At 41.6% G+C, this 22,936-nt stretch carries 27 protein-coding genes; 9 read left to right on the top strand and 18 right to left on the bottom strand.

Annotated features, from left to right (window positions below; genetic code table 11):
• Positions 1-10 precede the first annotated feature (10 nt).
• Complete coding sequence (locus DQQ10_RS05430) at positions 11-970, bottom strand: fatty acid desaturase family protein (protein ID WP_245970299.1); 960 nt, start codon at positions 968-970, stop codon at positions 11-13.
• A 901-nt stretch (positions 971-1,871) separates the two neighbouring features.
• Between DQQ10_RS05430 and DQQ10_RS05420 the strand changes: the two genes are divergently transcribed.
• The 3 genes from DQQ10_RS05420 (at position 1,872) to DQQ10_RS05410 (ending at position 3,347) form a co-directional block, all read left to right on the top strand.
• Complete coding sequence (locus DQQ10_RS05420; RefSeq protein ID WP_112745823.1) at positions 1,872-2,297, top strand: PleD family two-component system response regulator; 426 nt, start codon at positions 1,872-1,874, stop codon at positions 2,295-2,297.
• A 363-nt stretch (positions 2,298-2,660) separates the two neighbouring features.
• Positions 2,661-3,011 (top strand): cupin domain-containing protein, encoded by a 351-nt coding sequence (locus DQQ10_RS05415; protein ID WP_112745822.1) that lies wholly within the window; start codon positions 2,661-2,663, stop codon positions 3,009-3,011.
• A gap of 69 nt (positions 3,012-3,080) precedes the next feature.
• Positions 3,081-3,347 (top strand): hypothetical protein, encoded by a 267-nt coding sequence (locus tag DQQ10_RS05410; protein WP_133259537.1) that lies wholly within the window; start codon positions 3,081-3,083, stop codon positions 3,345-3,347.
• Positions 3,348-3,471: 124 nt separating this feature from the next.
• Here DQQ10_RS05410 and DQQ10_RS05405 read toward each other — a convergent pair whose 3' ends face one another.
• From DQQ10_RS05405 to DQQ10_RS05385, 4 genes are all read right to left on the bottom strand, one after another.
• Positions 3,472-3,900: a response regulator gene (locus tag DQQ10_RS05405; RefSeq protein ID WP_165823805.1), complete on the bottom strand. Its 429-nt coding sequence runs from the start codon at positions 3,898-3,900 to the stop codon at positions 3,472-3,474.
• Between the two features lie 440 nt (positions 3,901-4,340).
• Complete coding sequence (locus tag DQQ10_RS05395; RefSeq protein WP_112745819.1) at positions 4,341-4,538, bottom strand: general stress protein CsbD; 198 nt, start codon at positions 4,536-4,538, stop codon at positions 4,341-4,343.
• Positions 4,539-4,633: 95 nt separating this feature from the next.
• Positions 4,634-4,939: a hypothetical protein gene (locus tag DQQ10_RS05390; protein ID WP_112745818.1), complete on the bottom strand. Its 306-nt coding sequence runs from the start codon at positions 4,937-4,939 to the stop codon at positions 4,634-4,636.
• A 187-nt stretch (positions 4,940-5,126) separates the two neighbouring features.
• Positions 5,127-5,339: a hypothetical protein gene (locus tag DQQ10_RS05385; protein WP_112745817.1), complete on the bottom strand. Its 213-nt coding sequence runs from the start codon at positions 5,337-5,339 to the stop codon at positions 5,127-5,129.
• Between the two features lie 277 nt (positions 5,340-5,616).
• Between DQQ10_RS05385 and DQQ10_RS05380 the strand changes: the two genes are divergently transcribed.
• A complete protein-coding gene (locus DQQ10_RS05380) occupies positions 5,617-5,994 on the top strand; it encodes a hypothetical protein (RefSeq protein WP_112745816.1) in 378 nt (125 codons plus the stop codon).
• A gap of 543 nt (positions 5,995-6,537) precedes the next feature.
• Positions 6,538-8,016, top strand: coding sequence for an aminotransferase-like domain-containing protein (locus DQQ10_RS05375; RefSeq protein WP_112745815.1), 1,479 nt, complete (start codon positions 6,538-6,540; stop codon positions 8,014-8,016).
• Positions 8,017-8,080: 64 nt separating this feature from the next.
• Here DQQ10_RS05375 and DQQ10_RS05370 read toward each other — a convergent pair whose 3' ends face one another.
• The 8 genes from DQQ10_RS05370 to DQQ10_RS05335 all read right to left on the bottom strand — a co-directional run bounded on the left by DQQ10_RS05370 (position 8,081) and on the right by DQQ10_RS05335 (position 15,345).
• Positions 8,081-8,824: an SDR family oxidoreductase gene (locus DQQ10_RS05370; protein WP_112745814.1), complete on the bottom strand. Its 744-nt coding sequence runs from the start codon at positions 8,822-8,824 to the stop codon at positions 8,081-8,083.
• Between the two features lie 497 nt (positions 8,825-9,321).
• Positions 9,322-10,218 (bottom strand): alpha/beta hydrolase, encoded by an 897-nt coding sequence (locus DQQ10_RS05365; RefSeq protein WP_245970298.1) that lies wholly within the window; start codon positions 10,216-10,218, stop codon positions 9,322-9,324.
• Positions 10,219-10,247: 29 nt separating this feature from the next.
• Positions 10,248-11,237, bottom strand: a complete 990-nt coding sequence (locus DQQ10_RS05360) for an aldo/keto reductase (RefSeq protein ID WP_112745812.1) — start codon at positions 11,235-11,237, stop codon at positions 10,248-10,250.
• Between the two features lie 120 nt (positions 11,238-11,357).
• On the bottom strand, positions 11,358-12,332 hold the full coding sequence (locus tag DQQ10_RS05355; RefSeq protein ID WP_221409670.1) for an alpha/beta hydrolase family protein: 975 nt from the start codon (positions 12,330-12,332) through the stop codon (positions 11,358-11,360).
• A gap of 88 nt (positions 12,333-12,420) precedes the next feature.
• Positions 12,421-12,915 (bottom strand): cupin domain-containing protein, encoded by a 495-nt coding sequence (locus tag DQQ10_RS05350; RefSeq protein WP_112745811.1) that lies wholly within the window; start codon positions 12,913-12,915, stop codon positions 12,421-12,423.
• Between the two features lie 19 nt (positions 12,916-12,934).
• Positions 12,935-13,288 (bottom strand): cyclophilin-like fold protein, encoded by a 354-nt coding sequence (locus DQQ10_RS05345; protein ID WP_245970297.1) that lies wholly within the window; start codon positions 13,286-13,288, stop codon positions 12,935-12,937.
• 173 nt (positions 13,289-13,461) lie between these two features.
• Positions 13,462-14,208 (bottom strand): SDR family oxidoreductase, encoded by a 747-nt coding sequence (locus DQQ10_RS05340; RefSeq protein ID WP_112745809.1) that lies wholly within the window; start codon positions 14,206-14,208, stop codon positions 13,462-13,464.
• A 36-nt stretch (positions 14,209-14,244) separates the two neighbouring features.
• Complete coding sequence (locus DQQ10_RS05335; RefSeq protein WP_112745808.1) at positions 14,245-15,345, bottom strand: alpha/beta hydrolase; 1,101 nt, start codon at positions 15,343-15,345, stop codon at positions 14,245-14,247.
• 419 nt (positions 15,346-15,764) lie between these two features.
• Between DQQ10_RS05335 and DQQ10_RS05330 the strand changes: the two genes are divergently transcribed.
• Genes DQQ10_RS05330 through DQQ10_RS05325 form a run of 3 tightly spaced genes read left to right on the top strand, consistent with a single transcriptional unit; the run spans position 15,765 to position 17,205 of the window.
• Entirely contained in the window at positions 15,765-16,421 is a 657-nt protein-coding gene (locus DQQ10_RS05330) for an AraC family transcriptional regulator (RefSeq protein ID WP_245970296.1), read from the top strand.
• Positions 16,418-16,621, top strand: a complete 204-nt coding sequence (locus tag DQQ10_RS28205) for a helix-turn-helix domain-containing protein (RefSeq protein WP_245970295.1) — start codon at positions 16,418-16,420, stop codon at positions 16,619-16,621. The genes DQQ10_RS05330 and DQQ10_RS28205 overlap by 4 nt, the downstream gene beginning before the upstream one ends.
• A 23-nt stretch (positions 16,622-16,644) precedes the next feature.
• Positions 16,645-17,205 carry a sugar O-acetyltransferase gene (locus DQQ10_RS05325; RefSeq protein WP_112745807.1) on the top strand — a complete coding sequence of 187 codons (561 nt, stop codon included), beginning with the start codon at positions 16,645-16,647 and terminating at the stop codon, positions 17,203-17,205.
• 3 nt (positions 17,206-17,208) lie between these two features.
• On the opposite strand, the gene DQQ10_RS05320 is transcribed toward DQQ10_RS05325, so the two are convergent.
• Positions 17,209-18,345 carry a site-specific integrase gene (locus DQQ10_RS05320; RefSeq protein WP_112745806.1) on the bottom strand — a complete coding sequence of 379 codons (1,137 nt, stop codon included), beginning with the start codon at positions 18,343-18,345 and terminating at the stop codon, positions 17,209-17,211.
• 164 nt (positions 18,346-18,509) lie between these two features.
• Between DQQ10_RS05320 and DQQ10_RS05315 the strand changes: the two genes are divergently transcribed.
• Positions 18,510-18,884: a hypothetical protein gene (locus tag DQQ10_RS05315; RefSeq protein ID WP_133259536.1), complete on the top strand. Its 375-nt coding sequence runs from the start codon at positions 18,510-18,512 to the stop codon at positions 18,882-18,884.
• A 1,061-nt stretch (positions 18,885-19,945) separates the two neighbouring features.
• Here DQQ10_RS05315 and DQQ10_RS05305 read toward each other — a convergent pair.
• The 4 genes from DQQ10_RS05305 to DQQ10_RS05290 are packed head-to-tail and all read right to left on the bottom strand — an operon-like array spanning position 19,946 to position 22,912.
• Positions 19,946-20,749, bottom strand: a complete 804-nt coding sequence (locus DQQ10_RS05305) for an SMODS domain-containing nucleotidyltransferase (RefSeq protein ID WP_133259535.1) — start codon at positions 20,747-20,749, stop codon at positions 19,946-19,948.
• Between the two features lie 9 nt (positions 20,750-20,758).
• Positions 20,759-21,538: a hypothetical protein gene (locus DQQ10_RS05300; protein WP_112745802.1), complete on the bottom strand. Its 780-nt coding sequence runs from the start codon at positions 21,536-21,538 to the stop codon at positions 20,759-20,761.
• Positions 21,535-21,951: a hypothetical protein gene (locus DQQ10_RS05295; protein WP_112745801.1), complete on the bottom strand. Its 417-nt coding sequence runs from the start codon at positions 21,949-21,951 to the stop codon at positions 21,535-21,537. Before DQQ10_RS05295 ends, DQQ10_RS05300 begins: the two co-directional genes overlap by 4 nt.
• The gene (locus DQQ10_RS05290; protein WP_112745800.1) at positions 21,938-22,912 is read right to left on the bottom strand and encodes an SMODS domain-containing nucleotidyltransferase; all 975 of its coding nucleotides are present in this window, start codon (positions 22,910-22,912) and stop codon (positions 21,938-21,940) included. Before DQQ10_RS05290 ends, DQQ10_RS05295 begins: the two co-directional genes overlap by 14 nt.
• Positions 22,913-22,936: the final 24 nt, after the last annotated feature.

Below are 22,936 nucleotides of genomic sequence, written 5' to 3'. Positions count from 1 at the left end.
ACTGTGTCCGTCAAACGGTAGTTGGCCTCCTGCCAAGGCTTCGTAACAGTTTCGCATGTCCGTTCAATGCATCAAGAAATGTTCTGCAGGATTTGTAAGGCAAACCGAAATCAATAGTGGTCTTCCTGACAATGGCGGCAATATTCCGGTAGTGAACGTGACAAATATTTGGGAACAGGTGATGTTCGATCTGGAAATTCAATCCGCCAACGTACCATGAGAACCATCTGCTATCGTTGCCGAAGTTTGTGGTGGTATGCAGTTGATGAATTGCCCAATTGTTTTCCAGCATATTATCCTCATTGGGTAGGGGATACGCCGTTCCGTCTATAACGTGGGCTGGTTGAAAGATGATTGCTAACATGAAGCCTGCCAGGTAATGTAGTATCGTTATCCCTATAAGTACCTGCCACCAGGAAAGGTCCGTGAGCAGCACCGGTAGAATAAAGATGTAGGAAATATAAATTATTTTTGTTGCGATCAGGATGATCCACTCTTTTGTTGCATTTCCACTATGCTTTTTAAGGAGTCCATTCTTCTGATACTTGATCAAACGAGCGAAATCCTTTACCACCATCCATACGATCGTCATCAGACCGTAGAGAAACCATGCGTAAATGTATTGGTAACGGTGGATGGGTTTCCACGCTGAGTGAGGTGTCATTCTGAGCACGCCCCGAGGGCTGATGTCTTCATCTTCATCGTGGACATTCGTGTAGGTGTGGTGCAAGACATTATGTTGGATTTTCCAATTAAAGGCATTTGCACCGACCATGTTTAGTGAGTAGCCGATTAACGTATTGGCCCATTTTTGTTTGGAATAGGCGCCGTGATTTGCGTCATGAATTACGGACAGGCCAATGCCCGAAAGACCGATGCTCATGATAACTACGCTGATGATTTGCAGTACTGGATGTGTCACAGTCTCAGTGAGTATAGCCAGGTATGGAACAAAATAAAGCAGGAACATGAAAATTGTTTTAATAAACATCTCCCGGTTTCCGTGCTTGCTGATCTTTCGTGTTCTGAAATACTCGTTGACTCTTTGATTTAGAGTTGAACTGAAATCAAGGTTGTCTTTTGAAAAGGTGATAACGCTTCGACTCATGATCAGACTTTAATTTGCAATCAATGCACGAGATATGCATCTAACGATGTAAAGGTACCATGCGTATAATATAGTATTGTTCTATGAAGTTCTACAACACTTATAAATATCACACATTACGGGCGTGTGTTGGAGAAGTGAAACGGGTGAACGGTGCTGGTCTATAGATTGGAGGTACTGCAAGTTCTTTTTCGGTTCTTCCACGTCTCATTGGCCAGGGCGCAAATTACCGGGATTAAGGATGGATACCCCACTTTTTGAAACGGTGAGATCGTGAAGCGGCACGGAGAAGCATTTCGCGCCGACACCGATGGTGCCGCCGTAAGCGATTACTACTCGCTTGCAGCTACCATCCAGCGGATCTAGGATGAGCCGTTTTATCTTGCCGAGATGTTCGCCTTGTAGGTCCCATACCTGGTCACTGTAACGTGATAAATTTGATAGTAACGTTTTTCGTGGGCTTAATACACGAATGTCCTGCGAAAAGATCTCAGTTGTTTTTTTCATAAGGCGGATAACAATGACTTTAGCCGGTTTAGGTTTGACATTATCAGAACAGATAAACTTGAATTATCATGCAGATTGTGGTTGCGATAATGAGTGTTATGCCTAAATATGTAACACTTATAAGATCAAAACGCCCATGTGTAAAATGTCTTTTTTATCAAATGCTAACTTCGTGTCTAGCATACTTTCTTATACAAGTTCATACCAGGCATTCGTGTGATCGGACGACGGTTGACAACATTTTAAGAACATACATATGAACATACTACTTATCAAATCACGCAGCGACGAGCCCGACGTATTTTCGGCTGCATTGCAACACTTAAGGATAGATGCCACTTATCGCAGGGAGTTTTGTTGTGATGATGCATTCTCCAGGTACAGCAAAAAGGCCATTCCCAAACCGGACTATATATTTCTTGATATAGATATGCTGCTCCTCATGGACGGTTATAGCTGCTTAAAAATGATCAGGTGCTCTCTTGAGTTTGTAGGAACTCCCGTTATTGTATGCGCTCCATCCGGGCAAGCTGACGATATCGAATTTATGCTTCGGCATGGTGCGTCGTTAAGCTTGATCAAGCATTCCGATTTTTTAATGTTCTGTTCATGTTTGGATGAGATCATTCGACCCGAAGCCAGACTCATGAGGTCTATGGGGGCTACCCAGGTTACATCCTGATTGGCGAATAATTAGCAGGTCGGGGTGCCAGGTAATATTCCCAGCGTTTTTCGTAGTCTTAAACGAAGATCTAAGTCCGGTTATTTTTTTTGTAATGAAAAGGCGAGCCACGCTCCGGTATTGAGGATTGTAGCAAATCGCTGTCAGGTCGTCGCAAAGCAAATGTCGCCTACCCATTAATCTTTGCGGGAGGATGAAATGTGGGATGGTAACACCTTTTACCCTGAGAGGACATTGTCAACTTACGTTTAGTCCTGACTGAGTGATCGATGTAACAATACCTGTTTGGAATGTAAAGTGTTCGCGTGCGTAATATCGACCTTTACATAAATACGAATGTCTTTTCTTTAAACATATACTCCTGTGAAAAATACTGAACAAGAAAGAGGCAAGCCATTTACTATCGTTGACATCATTGAATATGTGCCGAAATCCGTGGTTATAAAAACAGTTATAAAAAGAATCACCGGGAATGTAAGCGTGGTTTCAATCGATAGCGGTGAGGTTCTGACGGAAAAGGCATCGCCGTTTGACACCTTCATTCACATAATCGATGGGAAAGCTGAGGTCGTTATTAATGATGTGACGACGAACCTGGAGGTCGGCCAGGCCATCATTATACCAGGGCACGCCAGAAATTCAATCATGGCGAACGTACGATTCAAGATGGTCTCAACCATAATCAAAAGTGGTTACGAAGATGTGGTAGTATGATCAGAAGATTTATTTACGATCATGGTTGATTGATGTGTTTTTTTGCTATTCGCGCAGAAGGGTGATATTGTGGATGACCTATTTGGAGCTAGAAGATTTTCGTTTGTTGAGGTTGAGCAATTTATGCGTGAGTCTCCTGATGTTATTGTGTATATCAACTTTCATGAACCGATCGTCATATTCAAGGATGTTGTTCGTGCACAGTCGATGAAAGAGGCGCTGTTGTTCTTGTTTGGAGACGCTGAAGTAATAGGGAATTATAAAAAGAAACACGCACAAGGGGCCGAGATGCTATTAGGCACTGATCTAAAAAATGGCCTTCGTCGTTTTGACTAGTAACGCTGTTGGACGGTTGAAAATTTCGCCATGCATTACGGACTCACGATGCTTTCTTTCATTTTCCTCCTGGATCACGTCCTCTTTGTTTTTTTGCTCAGGGAGGGGGATGAATCTGGTAAACTTAGTTGTTGTTTTGATTTTTCTTTTCATAGTACTTTTCGGTCTGACGTGGAGTATAAAGTTCGCGCTCGATATTATTACGCAAATCGGAGATAGAGAATTGTTTCTTAATAAATCCAACCGCGCCGAGATTTCGTGCTTTTTCTTCGTAGTAGGATTCAGACGACAAGACGATCACTGGTATCCCTTTCATTAGAGGCTCATTCATAATGTATCGAAGACATTCGATGCCATCCATGATCGGCATGTTGATATCCATAAAAATCATCGAGGGCAGCACGATAGATCTTTCGAGTATATCAATTGCTTCTTTTCCGTTAGCTGCTACTAGGACTAGGGGAGGGTCGGTTATTCCGGACAACGCAGTGATAAAAAACTCCTGATCATCCCCATCGTCTTCTACAAGTAGAATGGTCTGACATAGATTCATAACGTTCATTGGTAGGTGGTCATATGGTATTCAATCGGCTAATAATAGCAGACTAGCGCCGGCTTATATTTGATTCCGATTTGTCGTTCCGATTCATTCGCAAATGTAGCGTTACCTGATGCTTGTATGTTGTAGTCCAACGGAAACAGTTTACATTATTCACTGATTTCTGGTGTCATACCTGGAAAAGGAAGTATTCATGACCTAGGGTCGTTCTGGGAAGAAGAGGATCGCCAATCATGGAGCCAACAGAAGGTACGAGTTGAAGGGATTTTTTGACAACGTGATTGTTACGAATCGGCATTTGGTATTAGGTGACAAGCTTCGTTTATACTATGGAGCAAGCAAGGAGGTGATTTGCGGCGCAGAGTTGTCCATACATGAAATACTAAACTCTCTTGACTATAGATAATACTTTACGTGTTCTCGAAGGATGAGAATCAAAACCGGCCAAGACCTTCCAGTAGCTTGTTCAATTCTTCCCGCGTTTTACCGAGCTTTACCTGCAAGTTGCTCATCATGACCTCTTTTTTGCCATAATCAAATTTGAAATCGTCGTCGTGAACATTTTTGAACATCGATTTTAATTTTATCTTTTGGATTTCCCAGATTTCGACTGGTGACGGATTTTGTGTCATAAGATTTGTTTTGTTTTATTTTGTTTGGTATTCTAAGTTGTGGTGTCGGAAGGTTCAAGAAGCGGATATAAATCGCGCTAGCCGAGTGCACGCCATCACTTTGGTTTTTCGGCAATTGCATTAACTCTTACTTTTCGCCCTTTTCTTTCAGCACTAGAAAGACGGTTTGCATCTTTGGCTTTTAACTTTGAGTCAGCTTTTTCTTTTTGTTTAGTTATCAGTCGCTTCTTTTCAATGTTCAGTTTCTCGCGCTTGTCGTTGAGCTTGTACGCGATCGCAAGGCTGTCGATCCGGGCATTCTCTTCCTTATTCATCTTCGGTGCCTCCTGTGCGATAGCGCCGTAGCAAGCAATTAAAATCGTTGCGGCAGCCACAAAAAAAATAGCAATTTTTATTTTCATAGATCATGTCATTGCAACAGAGCAGTGACATACAAGTAACATCAAGTTGATGATTAACGTTGCAATTAATGAAGATTTAAAGCACGCCTATCGTGAATTAAATGTGTTTGCAACGAAGTGGGATGTATGTAACATTCTCCTTTTTGTTTGTAAAACAACAGCACTGTGTATATAGATGCACAACCTGTCAAAGTTTGCGATCCATTTCACTCCGTTGCCCGAGTTGACATTCGAGGAACGGTAAATTATTGTACTTGGCGTCGCCGACGACAGCACAGTAATAGATTCCCCCTACATAATGCAGGATTGCGAGCTCTATCGCTGGATTATCCTTTGCATACACAACCGTCCCCGGGGAGTAAAGTGGAGACGCGGTTTCAGTAATCTGTAAGTTTTTCATATTTAGTGACGTTAATTAGATCTGAAGTGCGCAGGAGGATCGTTGGTACTGCATACGATTTTAATACCAATGCGAACCAATCGGTTGCCTGCGTAGATGTTTGATCAGTTCAATTTCGCATGTTGGACGTCGTTTGCACTGTAGCGAGCACTTTTTTATGGTGACGTCAAGAAGTTGGTTGGATTCTCTAATTGTTTTGAAGATCGTGTGAGCCGAGCACGAAAATTATCTCCATGTTGTTAATAGATTAAGTATCCAACCTAAGTAATCTAACATCATGATTAATTTTCCTGTATATATCACCTGCTATTTCTTTCCAGGTAAATCTTCATTGAACGTTTATCGGATCGTTAGGAGTGCCGTTGAACTGCATCCATATCAGTTATTCAGGTCGAACGGTATTAGTTCAGTTGAATGGGAAAATCTCTCCGTGTATGCTTCGGTGGAAGATGCTGTGATGATCGTCTTGAGAGATCTCGCTGGAGAGGAACTTGCTGATGATATTCTTCACGGACAAGCTACGGTCAATCCTGACGCGATTCTGCAACGAATCAATCGAGGAGAGCGCATGGTGTCAATTTGTGTTTCTTCAAAATATGGTCGATCAAAAGATAATTGCGACGTGAACTTCATTGATCTTATTGATCGAAAGTAAATGCATCACTAGCAACAAAATTCATCTAATCATCGCTAGAAAAAACTAAACATCCAGAAAGGGATTTTCAGGTGTTGCGCGTAGTGCTCAGGAAATCAAGCAACAAACTAGCAACAAAAAAGGCCGAAAATAACTCGAGGGATCACCAAAGAAATCCTTCTTCTTATTATTTATTAATGTGTTGACAGTTATTTCGACTTTATTCGGGATGTTTAGGAACATCATTTCCCGATACAAAATGTGCTCAATACAGAATGTCAATGCATTAGGTGGGTCACGCAACAAACTACCATCAAAAAATGCCTAAGTATCAGTAACAAAACCTAACTATGCCGAATTAGATTTTTAGGTGTTTGGCGCTCTGACAAAGGTAGCTAATGTCACGCATGTCATCAAGAACTTTGTTAAGCCGCTGACTTTATTCATGCGCGTAGGCGTTGACTGCACAATCTCTTCAGTTCAACACATCCTCAAACTATATTTGTGCTCCTGTTCGATCTATGGCCAGTTCAGGCCGTCCTGATTCGATCAGGATCGACTACCATGGCATTACAAAAATTACCATTCCGTAGCCTCATCGACATCGATAGGAACTCTTCGACACCAATTTTCAAGCAGGTTGCGAATGGGATCATACAGCTAATTGAAAGCGGAAAGATCAGGCCGGGGTATCGGCTACCCGCGAGCCGGGATATGTCGACTATAATGAAGCTTAATCGAACGACAATAGTTGCCGCTTATGACGAAATGTGTGCAGAAGGTTGGGCGGAGGTACTTGGCAAAAAGGGAATATTTATTTCCAAGCGATTGCCGATAATTAAACCGAAATCTTTCGGAATCGATTTGATGAAGGGTGATGGAGATGTCAGTTTGCCAACTTTTTACAATAAGGTAACCTTTAGCCGCCCACCCTCGCGCGAACTAAAACCATATCAATTAATTATTAATGATGGCTATCCAGATCAGCGCATAGCACCTATCACTCTAATTCTTGATCGTTATAAAGCTTTGCTAAACAAACCATCTTTCCACGGTAAGCTTATGAAGGAAAGCTCTTCGGGAAACCAAGCGTTAAGGCGCGAGCTATCGATATTCCTGTCTGCAACCAGAGCGCTAAACATTGAAACTGAAAACGTTCTGGTGACGCATGGCGCGCAGTTAGCCATTTTCATTGCTGCAAGCATGGTATTGAAACCAGGTAGCACTGTCGTTGTTGGTGATTTGAACTACGTTCTCGCAGATAAGCTTTTTGAACAATTGGGCGCAAAGTTGATCAAGGTGGAAGTTGACGAGAACGGTATCGATGTCGATGCGATTGAAACGATCTGTAAAAATTCTCCCCCTGATTTATTATATGTTATTCCGCATCATCATCATCCAACAACAGTAACGTTAAGTGCGGACAGAAGGCAGAAGTTATTAGAGTTGGTTAAGCGTTATAAATTTCCAGTGATCGAGGACGATTACGACTACGACTTCCACTATGAAAATAGTCCAATCTTGCCATTGGCCAGCGCTGACCATTCCGGTTATGTACTTTATATTGGTTCAATCTCAAAAACGTTGGCACCCACTATCAGGCTAGGCTATTTAGTAGCAAGTGCTGACTTTATCTTGGAGGCTTCGAAGTTAAAACAATTGATAGAGATTCGGGGTGATGTATTGTTTGAAGAATCGGTAGCTCAACTCTTCAACAAGGGAGATATGCAACGTCACATCAGGAGATCCGTCAAATTGTATCATGAAAGACGTGATCAATTCTGCAGTATGCTGGAGACTTCCATGAAGGATGTTTTGCAATTCAAAACTCCACTCGGAGGGATGGCAGTGTGGGGTACATTCGATAACGACTATTCAATCCCCGAGTTGGTCAAACGTCTCGCCTCGAAGGGTATTCACATGAATGACGGGAGTGTGTATAGATATTCTACAAGAATTAATGGAATCAGGCTAGGATTTGCATCTCTTAATCAAGATGAGATGTCAAAATTTGTGAGCGCATTGGCAGAAGTAAAATGTTGAAAATGAAGGAGAGTGGTGTGACAGTCGTTCAAGACCACCACCGCTCCTGGAAGCAATTAATTTGCTAGTGGACCTTCAACCATTCCTCGAAAGTGATATTGCCCTTATGACAGTCTCCAAGTGGGACTAAAAGATCTTTAGGAATATCAAGATGCATGTATCTACTGTGATTATTACCAATCACAACTTTGCTATCTCGCTTATAATCGAGATATTTTTGTACAAAGTGCGTCATCAAATCTCGGTCGGGGCCTGCAATCTCCACGGTCTCATTTCTTGGCTCTTTCAGGGCAAACTCAGATACGTACTTCACAACATCCGCAGCTGCTATTGGCTGATAATCGACTGTTGACACATGAACTTCATTATCGACACCTTGCACAGTAATAATTGTGGTGACATGCTCATGAAATTGGGTAGACCGAATAATGGTATACGGGATACCTGAACGTTTGATATTTTCTTCTTGCTCCGTCTTCGCTTTTAGATATCCTATATACTGAGCGCGATCTGTTCCAACTATCGATAACACTAAATGATGTTTCACTCCCGCTTCCTTTTCATAACCCACTAAATTTTTTCCAGCTGAACGAAAGAAGTTTAAGGCTGTCTCGTCATCAGGTGATGAAGAATTTGAAAGGTCAATTACGACTTCAGTTCCTTTCAATGCTTCGGCAAGTCCTTTGCCTGATATGACATCGACACCTTTAGACGGTGCGCCAATGATAACCTCGTGGCCCTCGGTAATTAGTTTTTTACTGACTTCACTGCCGATTAGGCCGGTTCCTCCAATTACTAAAATTTTCATAAGTAGAATTCAATATTTAAATGTTATTGGATATTTCATCAACCTCAAGTCCGCAACAAACACAGTTGAACTCAATGACAATGATTCGTTCACCCTTTCCTTTGCAGCATAAGGCTTTTTGACAGGTCAAAGTAACTTTTTTAAAAGATTGCAGTGATCATCCAACACTTATAAAAGTGGTAGTCCAAGGTCAACCTCTTAGGATTCTGGGGTTCGAACTCTGTTGAGGTAGGAGGGTGCCAGAATGACGACATCCGGCTGGAAGAATTTCGTGCTTACTTGCTTGAAGTTGATAAGCGAAGTGGTAGACCAACAATTAGTTTAACAGAAGCTACCTTTCATGTATTTTTGTATCGACTTGATTCTGAATAACTTTCAAAATTTATTTCCACGCTTCGTTGTCACGTAGTGATCATGGTTGCTGATTGACATTCTGTACTCGCAAAAGAGTGTGGTTCCGATCTGCCATGCTATTGACGTTCTGGATGAGCAGCTTCTTAATTCATTTGCTTCTTTAGGAATGCAATAACTTTACTCCTCACATCATCCGCATCGAACATCACACCAAAGTGAGGCGCATCTTTGACGATTACTAACTCATTCTGCACCCCGGCAACTTTTAACCATGAACTCAGCAGGTGCGAGTGTTTGTTGGAAACGATATCGTCTTTTTCGCCATGGATAATCAGAAATGGCGGATCGTTTTTGTCGACAAAAGTAACTGGGCTTGCTGCTTTTGCAAGATCTGGGCGCGAGAGTGGAGTTGCACCAATCAGAAGACTTTCGGGAGACTTAGGATCGTTTGCCCCAGGAAATAATATTAACTCTGCGGGACCATAGAAATCAATTACAGCTTTGAACGTGAATGATTTATTGGTTCCTGGCATGAAAAAGTTTTCTACGTTATTATTCTTTGACAAACCCGTTAACGAGGCTAAGTGCCCACCAGCTGAGAAGCCCATAATAGCAATTCGTTTTTTATCCAAGCCGTATTTATCCGCATTGTCAATCAGAAAAGAAATTGCGCGATTGCAGTCTTGTATCTGTGCAGGAAAAACAGCTTGTGTTGCAAACCGGTAATCAATAGATGCGAGTGCAAAACCACTACTTACTATTTCCGCCACTGTTTTTTTCATGTAGCCAATATCTGCATACTTATCATTACCCAGCCAACCACCTCCATGAATGAAGATAACCAGCGGCAATTTGCCCTTCGCGTTTGGTGGCAGGTAAATGTCGAGCAAGTGTTTACTTAGTGTATCATTGTTATACGCTACGTTTCCATGTAAAGTGGTGCCCTTTGGAAATATATCCATGACAGGGTTGTTCTGAGAAAACCCAAACGTAGAGATCAATATCAGGGAGAGAAGAGTGAGGATAATTTGATGTCGCATATTTGTTAGGTAAGGAAGTAGTTTAAATCTTACAGTCCAGTCATCTTTTCAGATTCTTCTGGATATCGTGATCCGACAATGTCTACACTTGAAGTGGCTTGTTCAATCCTTAACAGTTCTGGTTGACTGAGATTAAATTTTGCCGCGCCCAGATTTTCCTGTAGTCTTTCGAGTTTTGTTGTTCCAGGTATCGGTACGATCCATGGCTTTTTTGCAAGGAGCCATGCTAAAGCGATTTGTGCCGGTGTTGCACTTTTTTCAGTGGCTATTGATGCAAGGACTTCAACCAACGATTGGTTTGCCTTACGTGCTTCAGATGTGAAACGTGGCACGTTGTTTCGGAAGTCTGTAATGTCAAACGAAGTTTTGTCATCGATCTTACCGGTAAGAAAGCCTTTGCCGAGTGGGCTGAAGGGCACAAAACCAATCCCTAATTCTTCGAGCGTAGGAATGATCTCAGTCTCTGGATTTCTATACCACAACGAGTACTCGCTTTGAAGAACAGCAACTTCCTGAATGGCATGAGCACGTCTTATCGTTTTCGCTCCTGCTTCCGACAATCCAAAGTGCTTTACCTTGCCCTCCTTAATCAAATCTTTTACAGCTCCCGCTACATCTTCGATCGGCACATTTGGATCTACACGGTGCTGATAAAATAGGTCGATCACATCTGTCTTTAGCCTCTTTAATGATCCTTCGGCAACGCGTTTTATATGATCAGGCCTGCTATCAAGTGCTGTCCATTTTCCGTCAGCCGCAGCTTTCCATCCAAACTTTGTTGCAATGACTACTTGTTTCCGAACAGGAGCAAGTGCTTCGCCAACGAGTTCTTCGTTCGCAAACGGACCGTAGACTTCAGCGGTGTCAAAAAATGTAACTCCCAGTTCCACCGCCTTCCGAATGAGGCCAATCATTTCATTTTTGTCTTTCGCTGGACCATATCCACCACTCATTCCCATACAACCAAGGCCGAGCGATGAAACTTCAAGTTGTCCTTTGCCTAATTTTCGTTTTTTCATAATGACGATTATTTAGTGTTACACTGCTTATCGGTTACGCGTTCCTGATATGTTACAATTTCCGACAACGCATTTTCCTTATTGGTTTTTAAAATTCAAGTCGTTGGCTGGCGATCGCTTTTATTTAAAATGCTTATCGAACCAATCCAGCATCACTTTTGGATTTTTCCCGAAGTAATTGTAGCCTTGAAAACGCTGGTCTGTTCCTTCAATCCAAAAGAGCTTTTTATCTTTTGCAGATATGTTGTTGTAGATTTCTTCCACATAATGAAACGGCATTGAGGAATCATCTTTTACCTGAGCAACTAACGTAGGGATGGTGGAAGCTTTAGAGTTTTCAATTGGCCTAAAATCATCCAGTACGTATCCTGTTTTCTTCTTAAAGGCCTCATCGAACAATTCATATCCGTTAGGTATATTGGCATTGTCCATTGCCGTTTTTACAAAGGCACGTGGAGGCGAAGGTTGCAAGGCAAACATTGAGGTAATGTTTTTAAATTCTTCGGGATGTTTATCCATTGCAACAAATGTAGAATTCGCACCCACACATCGGCTGTACAATGCTATTTGCATATCTTTTGTATCTGGCCTCGATCTGGCATATCGCAATGAGCCAATTACGTCACGATATTCCACGATACCATGCGCTACGATACCACCATTGCCTTGACCACTGCGTCCGTGATTCCGAAAATCGTAAGCAATAATATTGTAACCGGCATCGTGCAGAATTTTATATTCCGGTAGAAAATTAACTTCGAAACCTCCAAACATTTTCCAAGGGTCCAAATGACCTGGAAAGCCATAACGGTTGGCGGGCATTGGATGATTGCAGATAATTAGTTTTTTTGAACCTTTTGCAGGGATAAACCAGCCTTCCAAAGGCACACCATCTATTGCAGAAAAAAATATGTCTTCGTATTGCATTCCGTATTGATCTGGCGTGCGCAAAATTGGCGAACGGAGAGAATGTGCCATTAGCTCTGCTAGCCCATCGATAAATTCTTCGTTTTTTGCATCACTTGTTTTGTCATTTTGTGCTGACGAAAGCACTGACATAAGAGCAAAACAAATTGTTGCCGTTGCTCTACTCATTTTGTTCATTTTTATTAACATATCTTTAAATCATTTTGGTCATCAGAAATAAATATGAATTCGTTTATAAAAGGAAAACATTCATGAATTAGTTGGAGAGATACTGCTCATCAGTAACAACCTCTAACCAGGTCACAATTCCATTTTGTGTCTTTGGTAAAATATACATTTGTGTAAGGTTGTTTTTTTCAGTTGCCCCATGCCAGTGCTTTATTTTCGGTGGACACTTGATCACATCACCTTTTTTCATCGTTTGCTTGGGCTGTCCTTCGAGTTGATGATAGCCCTCGCCATCAAGTACGATGAGAATTTGCCCGCTCGGATGGACGTGCCAGTTCGATCTCGCTCCCTTTTCAAAATAAACATTGCCGACTAATGTATTATAGACAGTATCATTGGATACTAAACCAAAATTATAGGCATTGCCGGTGAAATTTGTTGCTGGTCCGAGTTCGCCCTTCGGAAAAATTGTTTCATCAGAAGACCCCAATTCTGATTGCTGACTTTCTCCTTTGTCATTACAGCTAATTAGTGTGGCCAGAAATAACAATGGGCTTATGAAATTAATTAGTTTGTGTTTCATAGTTCGAGTACTCATTTTATCATTGAAGTTCAAAAGTGACCGTCACATTTCCCGAACCTAGTGCCTGTGAAAGTCCACTTGGGTTTTCAATTTTTCCAAGCCTTGTGTAGCTATATGACGTGTTAAAGCTTTTATAAAACAATACCAGCGTGTTAGATCCCCAAAGCATCAAGTCTCCAGAATTGATCGTTCGTGGGTTCGCAGCATTAGTCGTGAGATTACTAGCTAGATCAAAGAACTTCTCATTGCTGTTGAGATCCTTCATGTTAATCGTCAGCGGAAGCATTTTTTTGAATTCTGTTGCCGCAGCATTTGATTCAAGCGTAGCAGTAAACTGATTGCTGCCGATAGTTATCAGGACGGTATCTTTCATGGATTCTGAATTTTCAGTGACGGACGGTGAGTCCGTGTTAGGAGTCAAAACGGTTTCTTCAGAAGTGCAACTGGCCGAAACCATCAAAGGCAGAATGAATATAATAATACTTGCATATAACTTCATGATCTCTTCATTTGAGTTGTTGATGAATTGAACCCGTACTTTCTTGTCTAAAGTTCCTGCGATGTCGGGCGGAAGATGACTTCATTGATATCGACATCGTCAGGCTGACTGATGGCGAACGCGACAACACGCGCGAAACTCTCTGGACTGATTCCGACAGCTCCCACGTAGTCTTTGTTAGCTTGCTGGATATCTGCCTCAGTAATATGTTCCAACAATTCTGTCTTCACCGCCCCGGGACAAACTATTGTGGTTCGAATATTATAAGGCTTCACTTCCATACGCAATCCTTCTGTCAATGCACGCACGGCAAACTTTGTGGCAGAGTAAACCGCAGAGCCGTTAAATATTTTATGACCCGCGACAGAAGAGGTATTGATTATCTGACCCGATTTCTGCTCTTTCATGTAAGGCAGGGCTGCGGCAATTCCATTGAGTACTCCTTTGATATTAACATCGATCATCTTGTCCCACTCATTAACATTCAGGCGCTCCATTGGTGACAATGGCATTATTCCAGCATTGTTGAGGATCACGTCAATGCGTCCAAATTCTTTAACAGCTGAATCGACAAGATTCTTTACCTGATCCCGTTTCGTGACATCCGCAGCGATGGCGAGCGCTTTCCCGCCATTCCCACGAATCTCCTTTGCAAGCTTTTCAGTTCTGTCAGATCTTCTTGCGCCCAGTACTACTGTTGCACCAAGCTGTGACAAATGTTTTGCCGCAGCTTCGCCCATACCGCTACTAGCGCCTGTAATTGCAATTACTTTATCTTTTATATTATTTTCCATTTCTGATTTTATTAATTTTTTTTTATGCTCAAAACACTATCGACCTTCGTCGACTGCCGCAGTCTTTTCAGCCGACACAACATTTAAGTTAGCCCTGAAGAATTCCTCGAGCTTTTTGAAAGGGATGATATCTATTTTGTCATACAGATCAACATGAACTGCTTTAGGAATGATAACCAACTCTTTTGGCTCCGCAGCTGCATTGTAAGCATCTTCGCTGAAATAGCGCGAGTGAGCATTTTCACCAGCGATGATTAAGACGGGGCGTGGAGAGATTTCTTTAATATACGTGAGTAGTGGCATATTCATGAACGACCACGGATTGGTTGCAGTCCAAGAACTATTTGAATTGATAGAGCGGGGATGAAACCCACGCGGTGTTTTGTAATAGTTAAAATAGTCGACTACAAATTGTGACTCATTACCAGTTAGCTTCTCCGGCAGATTGCTAGAGCTGGCGGCATACGATCCGTTCTCTGCATCTTTCCAACGTTGTTCGCCAAGCTGCTCAAGAGTTTGGGTACGTTGCGCTGGTGTAAGCGCATCGTAGTATCCGTTCGCCATTACGCGACTCATATTGTACATACTGGTGACGGCTACTGCTTTTACCCGCTTGTCTACTGCGGCAGCGTTCAACCCCATTCCAGCAAATCCGCAGATACCAATTATGCCAATTCTGTTTCTGTCAATATCCTTTTGCAGTCCAAGAAAATCAACCGCTGCACTGAAATCTTCCGTGTTGATATCAGGTGATGCGACATTTCGTGGCTCACCACCGCTTTCGCCTGTGTAGGAAGGATCAAACGCAAGTGCAGCAAAACCTCGCTCTGCCATATTCTGCGCATACAGCCCAGACGATTGTTCTTTTACTGCACCAAAGGGACCGCTGATTGCAAGTGCGGCCAATGGTTTGTTCTTAGGATTTTTTGGAAGATATAAGTCAGCCGCCAGCGTGATTCCATACCGGTTTTTGAACGTTACTTTTTTTCGTGTGACTTTGTCGCTCAACTCGAATGTATACTGCGGGTTGGTATCCATAAGTATTTTCTTTTGTTGTGTTGAAGTGCGTTCGCTTTGCGAAAACGCTTGTCCGACTATCATGAATGACACAGCCGCTAATGTTGCTATTGTTTTCATATGTATTAATTTGAATTACTTACACAAAGGTGGGCTTTTCGGCACCGCCTTAGATAATGAAAATCAAACCGATCCTTAAGATATTCAAACCTTTCTGTAGAGTAAATTAGCGCTAGACCATGTCAATATTCGTTTTTTACGGTATTTTGGGCTTTAATAGCTGTTTGACTGTGCAATGACCGCATGGATGCTAATAGAGCCAAGAGAATGAGTGATTAGGCAAGCAGTTTGATATTCTTAATCATAGGTTTGAATTTCTTAATGCCTAATCGTGTTAACTTGTAGAGCTTTGCCTGATGAAAAAAATAGTGTTGGTTATTCAGGAAGTATTTCGATGGCTTAGCAAACAGGAATCATTTCCTGACCTGCGCGCTTAAAGATTTCAATAGGAATGTTAAAACTTTAACACCAAAGCAAAAATGCAAAAGAAGGGTAGTGAACGATCAGTTTCCGCATTTAACAACGAGCTTAAGCTTAAAGGCTTTAATGCTTTCCAGATTGAGGACGATTCAAATGGTGTGCGTTCCTACAGTCGGAAAGACTTTTATAAGATTTGCCTAACCACAGGGGAAAGCATTATCAACTATGCAGAACGTAGCTATGACATGAAGGGCACTATTTTGTTCTTCGCCAATCCTAATGTTGCGTATTCATGGGAGACAATCTCGCGCACCTACGTTGGTTACACTTGTCTATTCTCCGAAGATTTTTATAAGCCTTCGGATCGGACTGAAAGCCTGCAGCATTCGCCATTATTTAAAGTAGGAGGAACTCCGATCTTCCATATTTCAGAAGAGAAACGCGAATTTCTCAACGGCATCTTTCGAAACATGATTGCTGAGCAAAGTACTAGCTATGCGTTCAAAGATGATTTGATAAGAAATTATATCAATCTTATCATTCACGAAGCCCTCAAGCTCCAGCCAGCTGACGAGTTTGATCAGGTTAAAAACGCAGCACACAGGATCACAAATGTTTTTCTTGAGTTACTTGAAAGACAGTTTCCGGTTGAAGGCTCGGATCGACCACTTCAGCTCCGTACCGCTCAGGACTACGCAACCAATTTAGAGCAGTGAAAGAAACGACTGGAAAGTCGACAACCACGCATATTAGTGAGCGTATTGCAAGTGAAGCGAAGGCATTGCTCCTGCATACTGATTGGAACGTTGCTGACATTGCTTATGCTTTGGGATTCGAGTATCCTACATACTTCAACAACTTCTTCAAGCGAATAACGGGAACCAACCCGATGTCATTACGACCTGCTGAAGTTTGATCAAAACAAAACGCCTTTAGTTAATGTCTCAGAAGATTGATATTTTTCAACGAATGCTGGCCGGAGGTATCATTCGTAATGATGAAATGGAGGATGCTTGGGAAACTGTTTTCCGCGCCCAGCGATTATCCCCCGCATTGAATGCTTCAACAACGATCGATGAAATGAGGGAGCGGTTAAGCGAGATTATTGACAGCAAGATTGATAAGAGTACAACGGTATTTGTTCCATTCTATACAAACTTTGGAAAGCATATTAAGCTCGGCAAAAATGTGTTCATCAATCATGCATGTTCGTTTCTCGACCTTGGCGGCATCACAATCGAAGATGACGTGTTGATTGGCCCCAGAGTAAACTTGACCACAGAGAATCATCCTGTTGACCGTACAAAGAGAAAATATCTTGATCTAAAATCCATACACATAAAACGTAACGCTTGGATAGGAGCTGGTGCGACAATTCTGCCTGGCGTTACGATCGGAGAAAATTCAATTGTTGCAGCAGGTGCAGTAGTAAATAAAGATGTTCCAGACAATAGCATTGTCGGGGGAATCCCGGCAAAATTTATCAAAGCTATAGAATAACGATTATTTAACCTTTAGCGAAGTTAGCGTCCTAATCGCCTTGATTTTGAGCTTGTCAGTCATATGAGCATATCGCTCCGTTGATACCACATGTTTGTGACCCAATAGTTTTGAAACCGTATAGATGTCAACTCCGTGGGAGAGAAGGAGTGTCGCATGCGTGTGCCTTGCAGAATGAAATGTGATCCTCTTCGCGACACCAGCTGCGATCGCCCATCGACAAAGTTCGATACTAGTTTTGGAGCTGTATTTCAGTCCACTGAAAATCGGCAGATCTGATTGTAAGCGCTCCCCGAGTATTTCTTTGGCTTGTTGCGTGATGGGAAGAATATGAAAGAGTTTTGTCTTGCGTTGTTTGAAATGAAGATACCAACCATCGACAGTGTTACCTTTTACTTCCTCCCAGGTTAGATGGGCGATGTCAGACCATCTTAGTCCGGTAAGCACACAGAATAGGAATGCATCTTTCAAAACAGGTTGATCGCATTTTGTCTCAACGAGTCGTTTCACTTCATTCAGTGTGAGAAATTCGCGCATCGCGTTTTCAGCACGAATAGGCCTTGCCAAATTAGCTGGGTTGCGTTCGATGATTCTCCGTTCGTATGCAGTTGTTAAAGCTGTTCGAACTCTGTTGAAATAGGAGAGTGCAGTACTTGAGCTGAGCCTCGGTTTATCGCTTCGCTTATCAACTTCAAGCAAGTAAGCTCTGAACTCTTCGAGCCAGATGTCATCAATCTCCTGAATCGTTGGATTTTCATCACCAAGAAAGACTAAAACGTGTTTGAAGGCCGATGCCCAGTTGCCAGCATTGTTGTCAAATCGGATTTTTTCACTCGCGAGTTCTGCGAAGAAGTCTCTGAATTTCGGACGAGGCTTTACAACAGCGGAACCATGAAGACCAGTTTGCAATTCAAGAATCCTTTTGTACTTGATTTGCTTGGCGAGCTCAAGTGTTGTTTTGTTTTCAATTATCGCGAGATCATCGGTTGGTGGATTGAGGTACAACTTCAGGAAGTCGTAAGAACGTTTACCGTTCCAGTAGGTGTCGAGATAGAGGGAGTACCCACCATTTTTGATTCGTCTCTGGCGAAGACGAACGGGCTCTTTGCGATTAAGATCTGCGTTTCTTTTCCGTGACATATCGATACAAAAAAGGTTAGTGAAGACGTCTTTTTTACCCGGTTTGTTACCGGTACTTTTTGTTACTCGAGCGCCAGAGTAACAATCGAGTAACAAGTTGACCTCCTGTACTGACTATGTTTTGAGCAAGATGAACAGCTAAGTGTCTAATACTCATGCGAGTAATGGCAACAGCAACTTTTCATCTCAGATTTTGTATCGATTTGATTTTCAACGACTTCGAAAATTCACTTCCACAATCGGATATGACAAACCTGGTGAAGGGTTTGACTGAAGCGAGGTCTAACTTGAATTCGGTAACTTTGTGTTTTAGTACAATCGACTTAATATTCAAGATCGCTCTCCGGTTTATGCCAAAGCCAGAGGATGGTGCACAAACCAGCATCTATTTAGCAACATCACCAGAAGTTAAAGACACGACAGGTCAATTCTATGGCTATCAAAAGAATATTGAAAAGCCTGATACCAAACATTTTTCCATCGAGAATGAAAATATGGTTTGGATGCATAGCATGACCTTGTTGGAACCATATTTATAGTTGCGAAGAACGTAGAGGCAGACTGGATGATGGTATCTGATTGGTAATGAAATTAAGATCTAACAATTTTGACTTTGATATAGGTACGTTAAAGCATTGTTTTAGTATTTCGGTGACTACTCGTAGGCGCGTAGATACAACACAACAATGCTCTGAATGATATTCAATCAGTATACCCGTAGGGTAGAATTTGATGTCGGAGAAATTGTTTTGTGAAACGAAGCTAGGTGTGATCCAAATTCCACTCCCGCTCATTCCATTAAGAGCAGGACCGGTTATATATGTTCCATCGTTAGACTTTCGCACCCTTTTTCTAGTGTACTCGACTAACAGGTGAGTGCTTTTTTGTACACCAAGTTTCGGGAACGTTGATGGATGATCGACTCTTGACGTACGAAAAATGAATGGTTCATTAACTACTTTCTGAATGTCGAGTTTCAATTTGTAACGCGACAGAGGACTTCCGACAAGAAGATATGTCATTCCAACTTGATCGCTATGGTCAAGATTAAATGTGTTCAAGTCGAAAAATTGAAAAAAATCCGGAAGCTTTTTTACGAACATGTCGGTGAGCTCAATGATTGCTATGTCTACCTTATCAGCTTCGTCTAAAGTGGAATTAGAAAGCTGAAATCTGCCTTCCAAGTAGTGCATCTTGGTTTCGTAGAATAGTCCGATGGCATCGTAATGAAATCGTTTAAAAATGTGAGCAGCCGTTACAAGAAAATGTCTCTGTTCAAAACGAAGGAGGACAGAACAACCAATTGGTGTAGGTCGAGAGGTTACTCGTCTGCCGTTCTTCACATGATGGCTTGTGAACAGGGATGGTGACATCTGGTAGATTCTCCAACCCACTGCACGATTAAATTCACTAAGATATTGTTGCCAGGTTATCACGTTATTCAAAACTATCTTTTCATAGTGATAAAAGTAAAAGATTGTCTGTGGCAAAGAATGTCACTGGTAAGAAGTCATTTGGTAGATAAGCCACGTGTTTCCCGTCCTTGAATCCGACATTCTCGGGGGTAGTTATAATGGTCTACATAATTATTTAACTTTTTTTAGTCGATACCCACCGGAATGATTCTCCTGACAACATCCTTAGCTTTTGCCAAATCTTCCCGTTCTACGTATTCTCGAATCCATTTTGCGTTGTTGCGTAATACATCAACTTTTTTAGATGATACATTTGGTAGCTCATATGTGGGGAGATTTTCAATTGCGTACAAGAATCCACTCGCGAACGTGTCGCCACTGAAGTTCATTTCTACAATAGCGGATTCAAGATCGTATGAGTAGTAGGGGTAACTCTCATGTGCGTTCCATGCCTTCAAAAACCGAATAATAGGTTTTACGATTGAATTATGTGATGTGTTGGCGTCAGTTAATTTCTTGTTAAATTTTTCAGGTTCAGTTTCCATCCATCCACCATCCTTGTCAGGAATCTCAAAGCTATTATAGAAAATGCCCGTGTCGAAAATCCCAGGGACTAAATCAAAATTTATATGATTAAGTTCAATTACTATGGAAGGATGATCCTTCATTACTTTTGCTGTAGGGTAATACTTAAAGGCAAACTTCAATAACCTGTCTCTATAAGATTCTGGCCTTAGTTTCGATTTGCCAGTGTGGAATCCGATTAAAATATCAATATCAGAGTTCTTATCGAATTGCCTAGGCAAGATCGTTCCGCGCGTATACGACCCGAACACGTTGAGGAACTGAAGGTCATTAGTAAAATGCTCTTTCAAATTCTTGTCAAGTATTTGCAGAGATCTTGAGATATTGATACCGGTGATGCTGTTACTTTTAATCAGCAATTCGGATGAAACTCGCTTTAGGAAATTGTTTATACCTATTTCCATACCATTTTGTCATTGATTCGGAATTTGGTATTCATTTTTCATGCGCTCCCATTCTTTAGACAGTTCGTCATTAAATTTTTCAAATAACGATGATGATAATGGTATTGATCCCCAACTAATATTGGTTTCATACTGAATTACATTTCTCAAAATCTCTGGAGTTCGCTGATCGGTGGGAGGATTTCCGCGTAAATCGCTGAACAATGTTTTAAAGTTATCCAGTACAGTTTCCGTGGTGGAGACGTAAAATCCAAGTTTTACAAGTTGCTGGACCAGTACCACTGGCAGAGATAATTGGAAAATCAAGTTTACAATTTTCGCCTCGCCCATGGAGGCCGCGCCTATGAAAATGGCAGCTATAGGGATATTTTTTATTGCAAGCCTGATAAACATCCTAGAGCTAATAAAATGGCTGAAAAAACTATTCTCAAAACAATTGACAGCCATTTTATAAACTCCTGGCGTCAACGATTCATTTGTAAAATAACCCGCGGACTTTTTGCCAGTTAGGTTGACACCGAATGAATTGTCAATGAAAACTAGGCGTCTGAGCATTTCAGCCTTTTGCAGAACGTATGAAGTCGTCAAATCCAATACTAAGTACGCCAAGATTAGAAGTGAATTCAATGCATTCACTTTGTCCGTTAGGCCATAGCCTTTTAGTTGATCATCAAAAACTATGGAGGAGACAGCTACAATAGTCGTGACTGCAAGTATCGCATTGCCCCAGTCGCCAAACTTTTTAACGCGGCTAAAGGCTTTTTGATGAGGTACGATTTTTTGGGTCATGCTGCATTATTTACAGGTTTATCATGTTCGGCTTCTGGCCCAAGCCACTTTCCGGTTCTTAACCACATTTCGTAAAAGTAAATCCAACCCGCGAGCCATGGAATGATGTCGTTGGCGATTAGCCTCCGCTTGTTCCAGGAATAGTCTGTATTTTTATACAAGCAAGGCTCGTCAACATCCGAATGCCAATGTGGACGACTTTTCGAAATTTCAGGAGATAAAATCTTCACGATAGGACGCACATCGCCTCGGTAGTGAACCAAGACCTTGTAAATCGGAAAGTCCCATCTAACCTGCAACGTGCCAATAAATTCGACATCAAGAATTGAAGTCTGCTTCACCTTGAATTGAGGGAAGCGTAGGCGCATTGCCGCTATCTGTGCATATGGATCTAAAAGCTTATTCTTCGCCACCGAAGTAACCTTTTGACGGAGTAACTGAATAACCACCTGCTGTTGAAAGAGCCCCAGTACTTGCGATTTTTAGAGTACCAGATGAGAGCGATTTTGAAAACGCTTTAGCTTCCTCTTCGTCTTCTTCAACCGCAGGAAATTCTCTTCCGAAAATATCTTTCCAAATTTGTTTGGCTTTCGTCTCTTTATCATCATCAAGATACTCTTTAGCTTCTTTCAGCTTATCTTTTGCCTTTTTGACTTTCTTGATGGCAGTCTCATAGTCGTTGTAAGAATCAAATTTTCCTGAGTCAAGGTGATATTCAGCATTAGTATACCAAATCCTAATAGCTTCTTCATAGTTCGTGAAGCTATTCACCTGAAAAATATTAATCGCAACTTCTTCGATATGGTAAGACGGGATGTATTTTGAATTTTCTTTGTTCCAGCTTTTTACGGCTTTGATAGTCGGCTTTACTTTGTAGTTCCTTGTCTTGTTAATGCTGTTCAGATTCTTTGTTAAGTCCTCGGGATAAGAATAAGTCCATCCAGACAAATCGGGATTTGGAATTAGATAACCTCCGGCCGTCTGCGGAAAACTTGGCAACACATCGAAATCCTTATCACTCAATTCGATTGTTACGCAGGGCCTATCTTGCTTTACTTTATCTTTGTAGTCATCTAATCCATTTAGATAATTTTTTAGTTTAGTTAGTACCGACTGAGGCGTTGGTAAATTACCATTACCGTCTTTCCATTTTTCGAAATCGAGAACGGCAAACACATCAATGTCTTTCAATGGCCTGATGTTGGTGTCTCTTTCGTAAGACCCATTCGTAAACGTCCGGAGAATGTGCAAGTCATTTTCTTCGTCAAGTAAATGACCATCCAAATTTGACAAAGAGGATTTAATACTTTCCTCTTGTCTGTCAGTGACTGTAATGTTCCCAAGGAACTCGTCAATTGATTGTAAAAGTGTCATATAATATAATGATAGTGGTTTCTT

This window comes from Pseudochryseolinea flava (assembly GCF_003286915.1).
In the GTDB taxonomy this organism is placed as follows: domain Bacteria; phylum Bacteroidota; class Bacteroidia; order Cytophagales; family Cyclobacteriaceae; genus Ohtaekwangia; species Ohtaekwangia flava.
The sequence above is the reverse complement of the archived record's forward strand: the minus strand, read 5'-3'. Positions and strand labels throughout refer to the sequence as shown.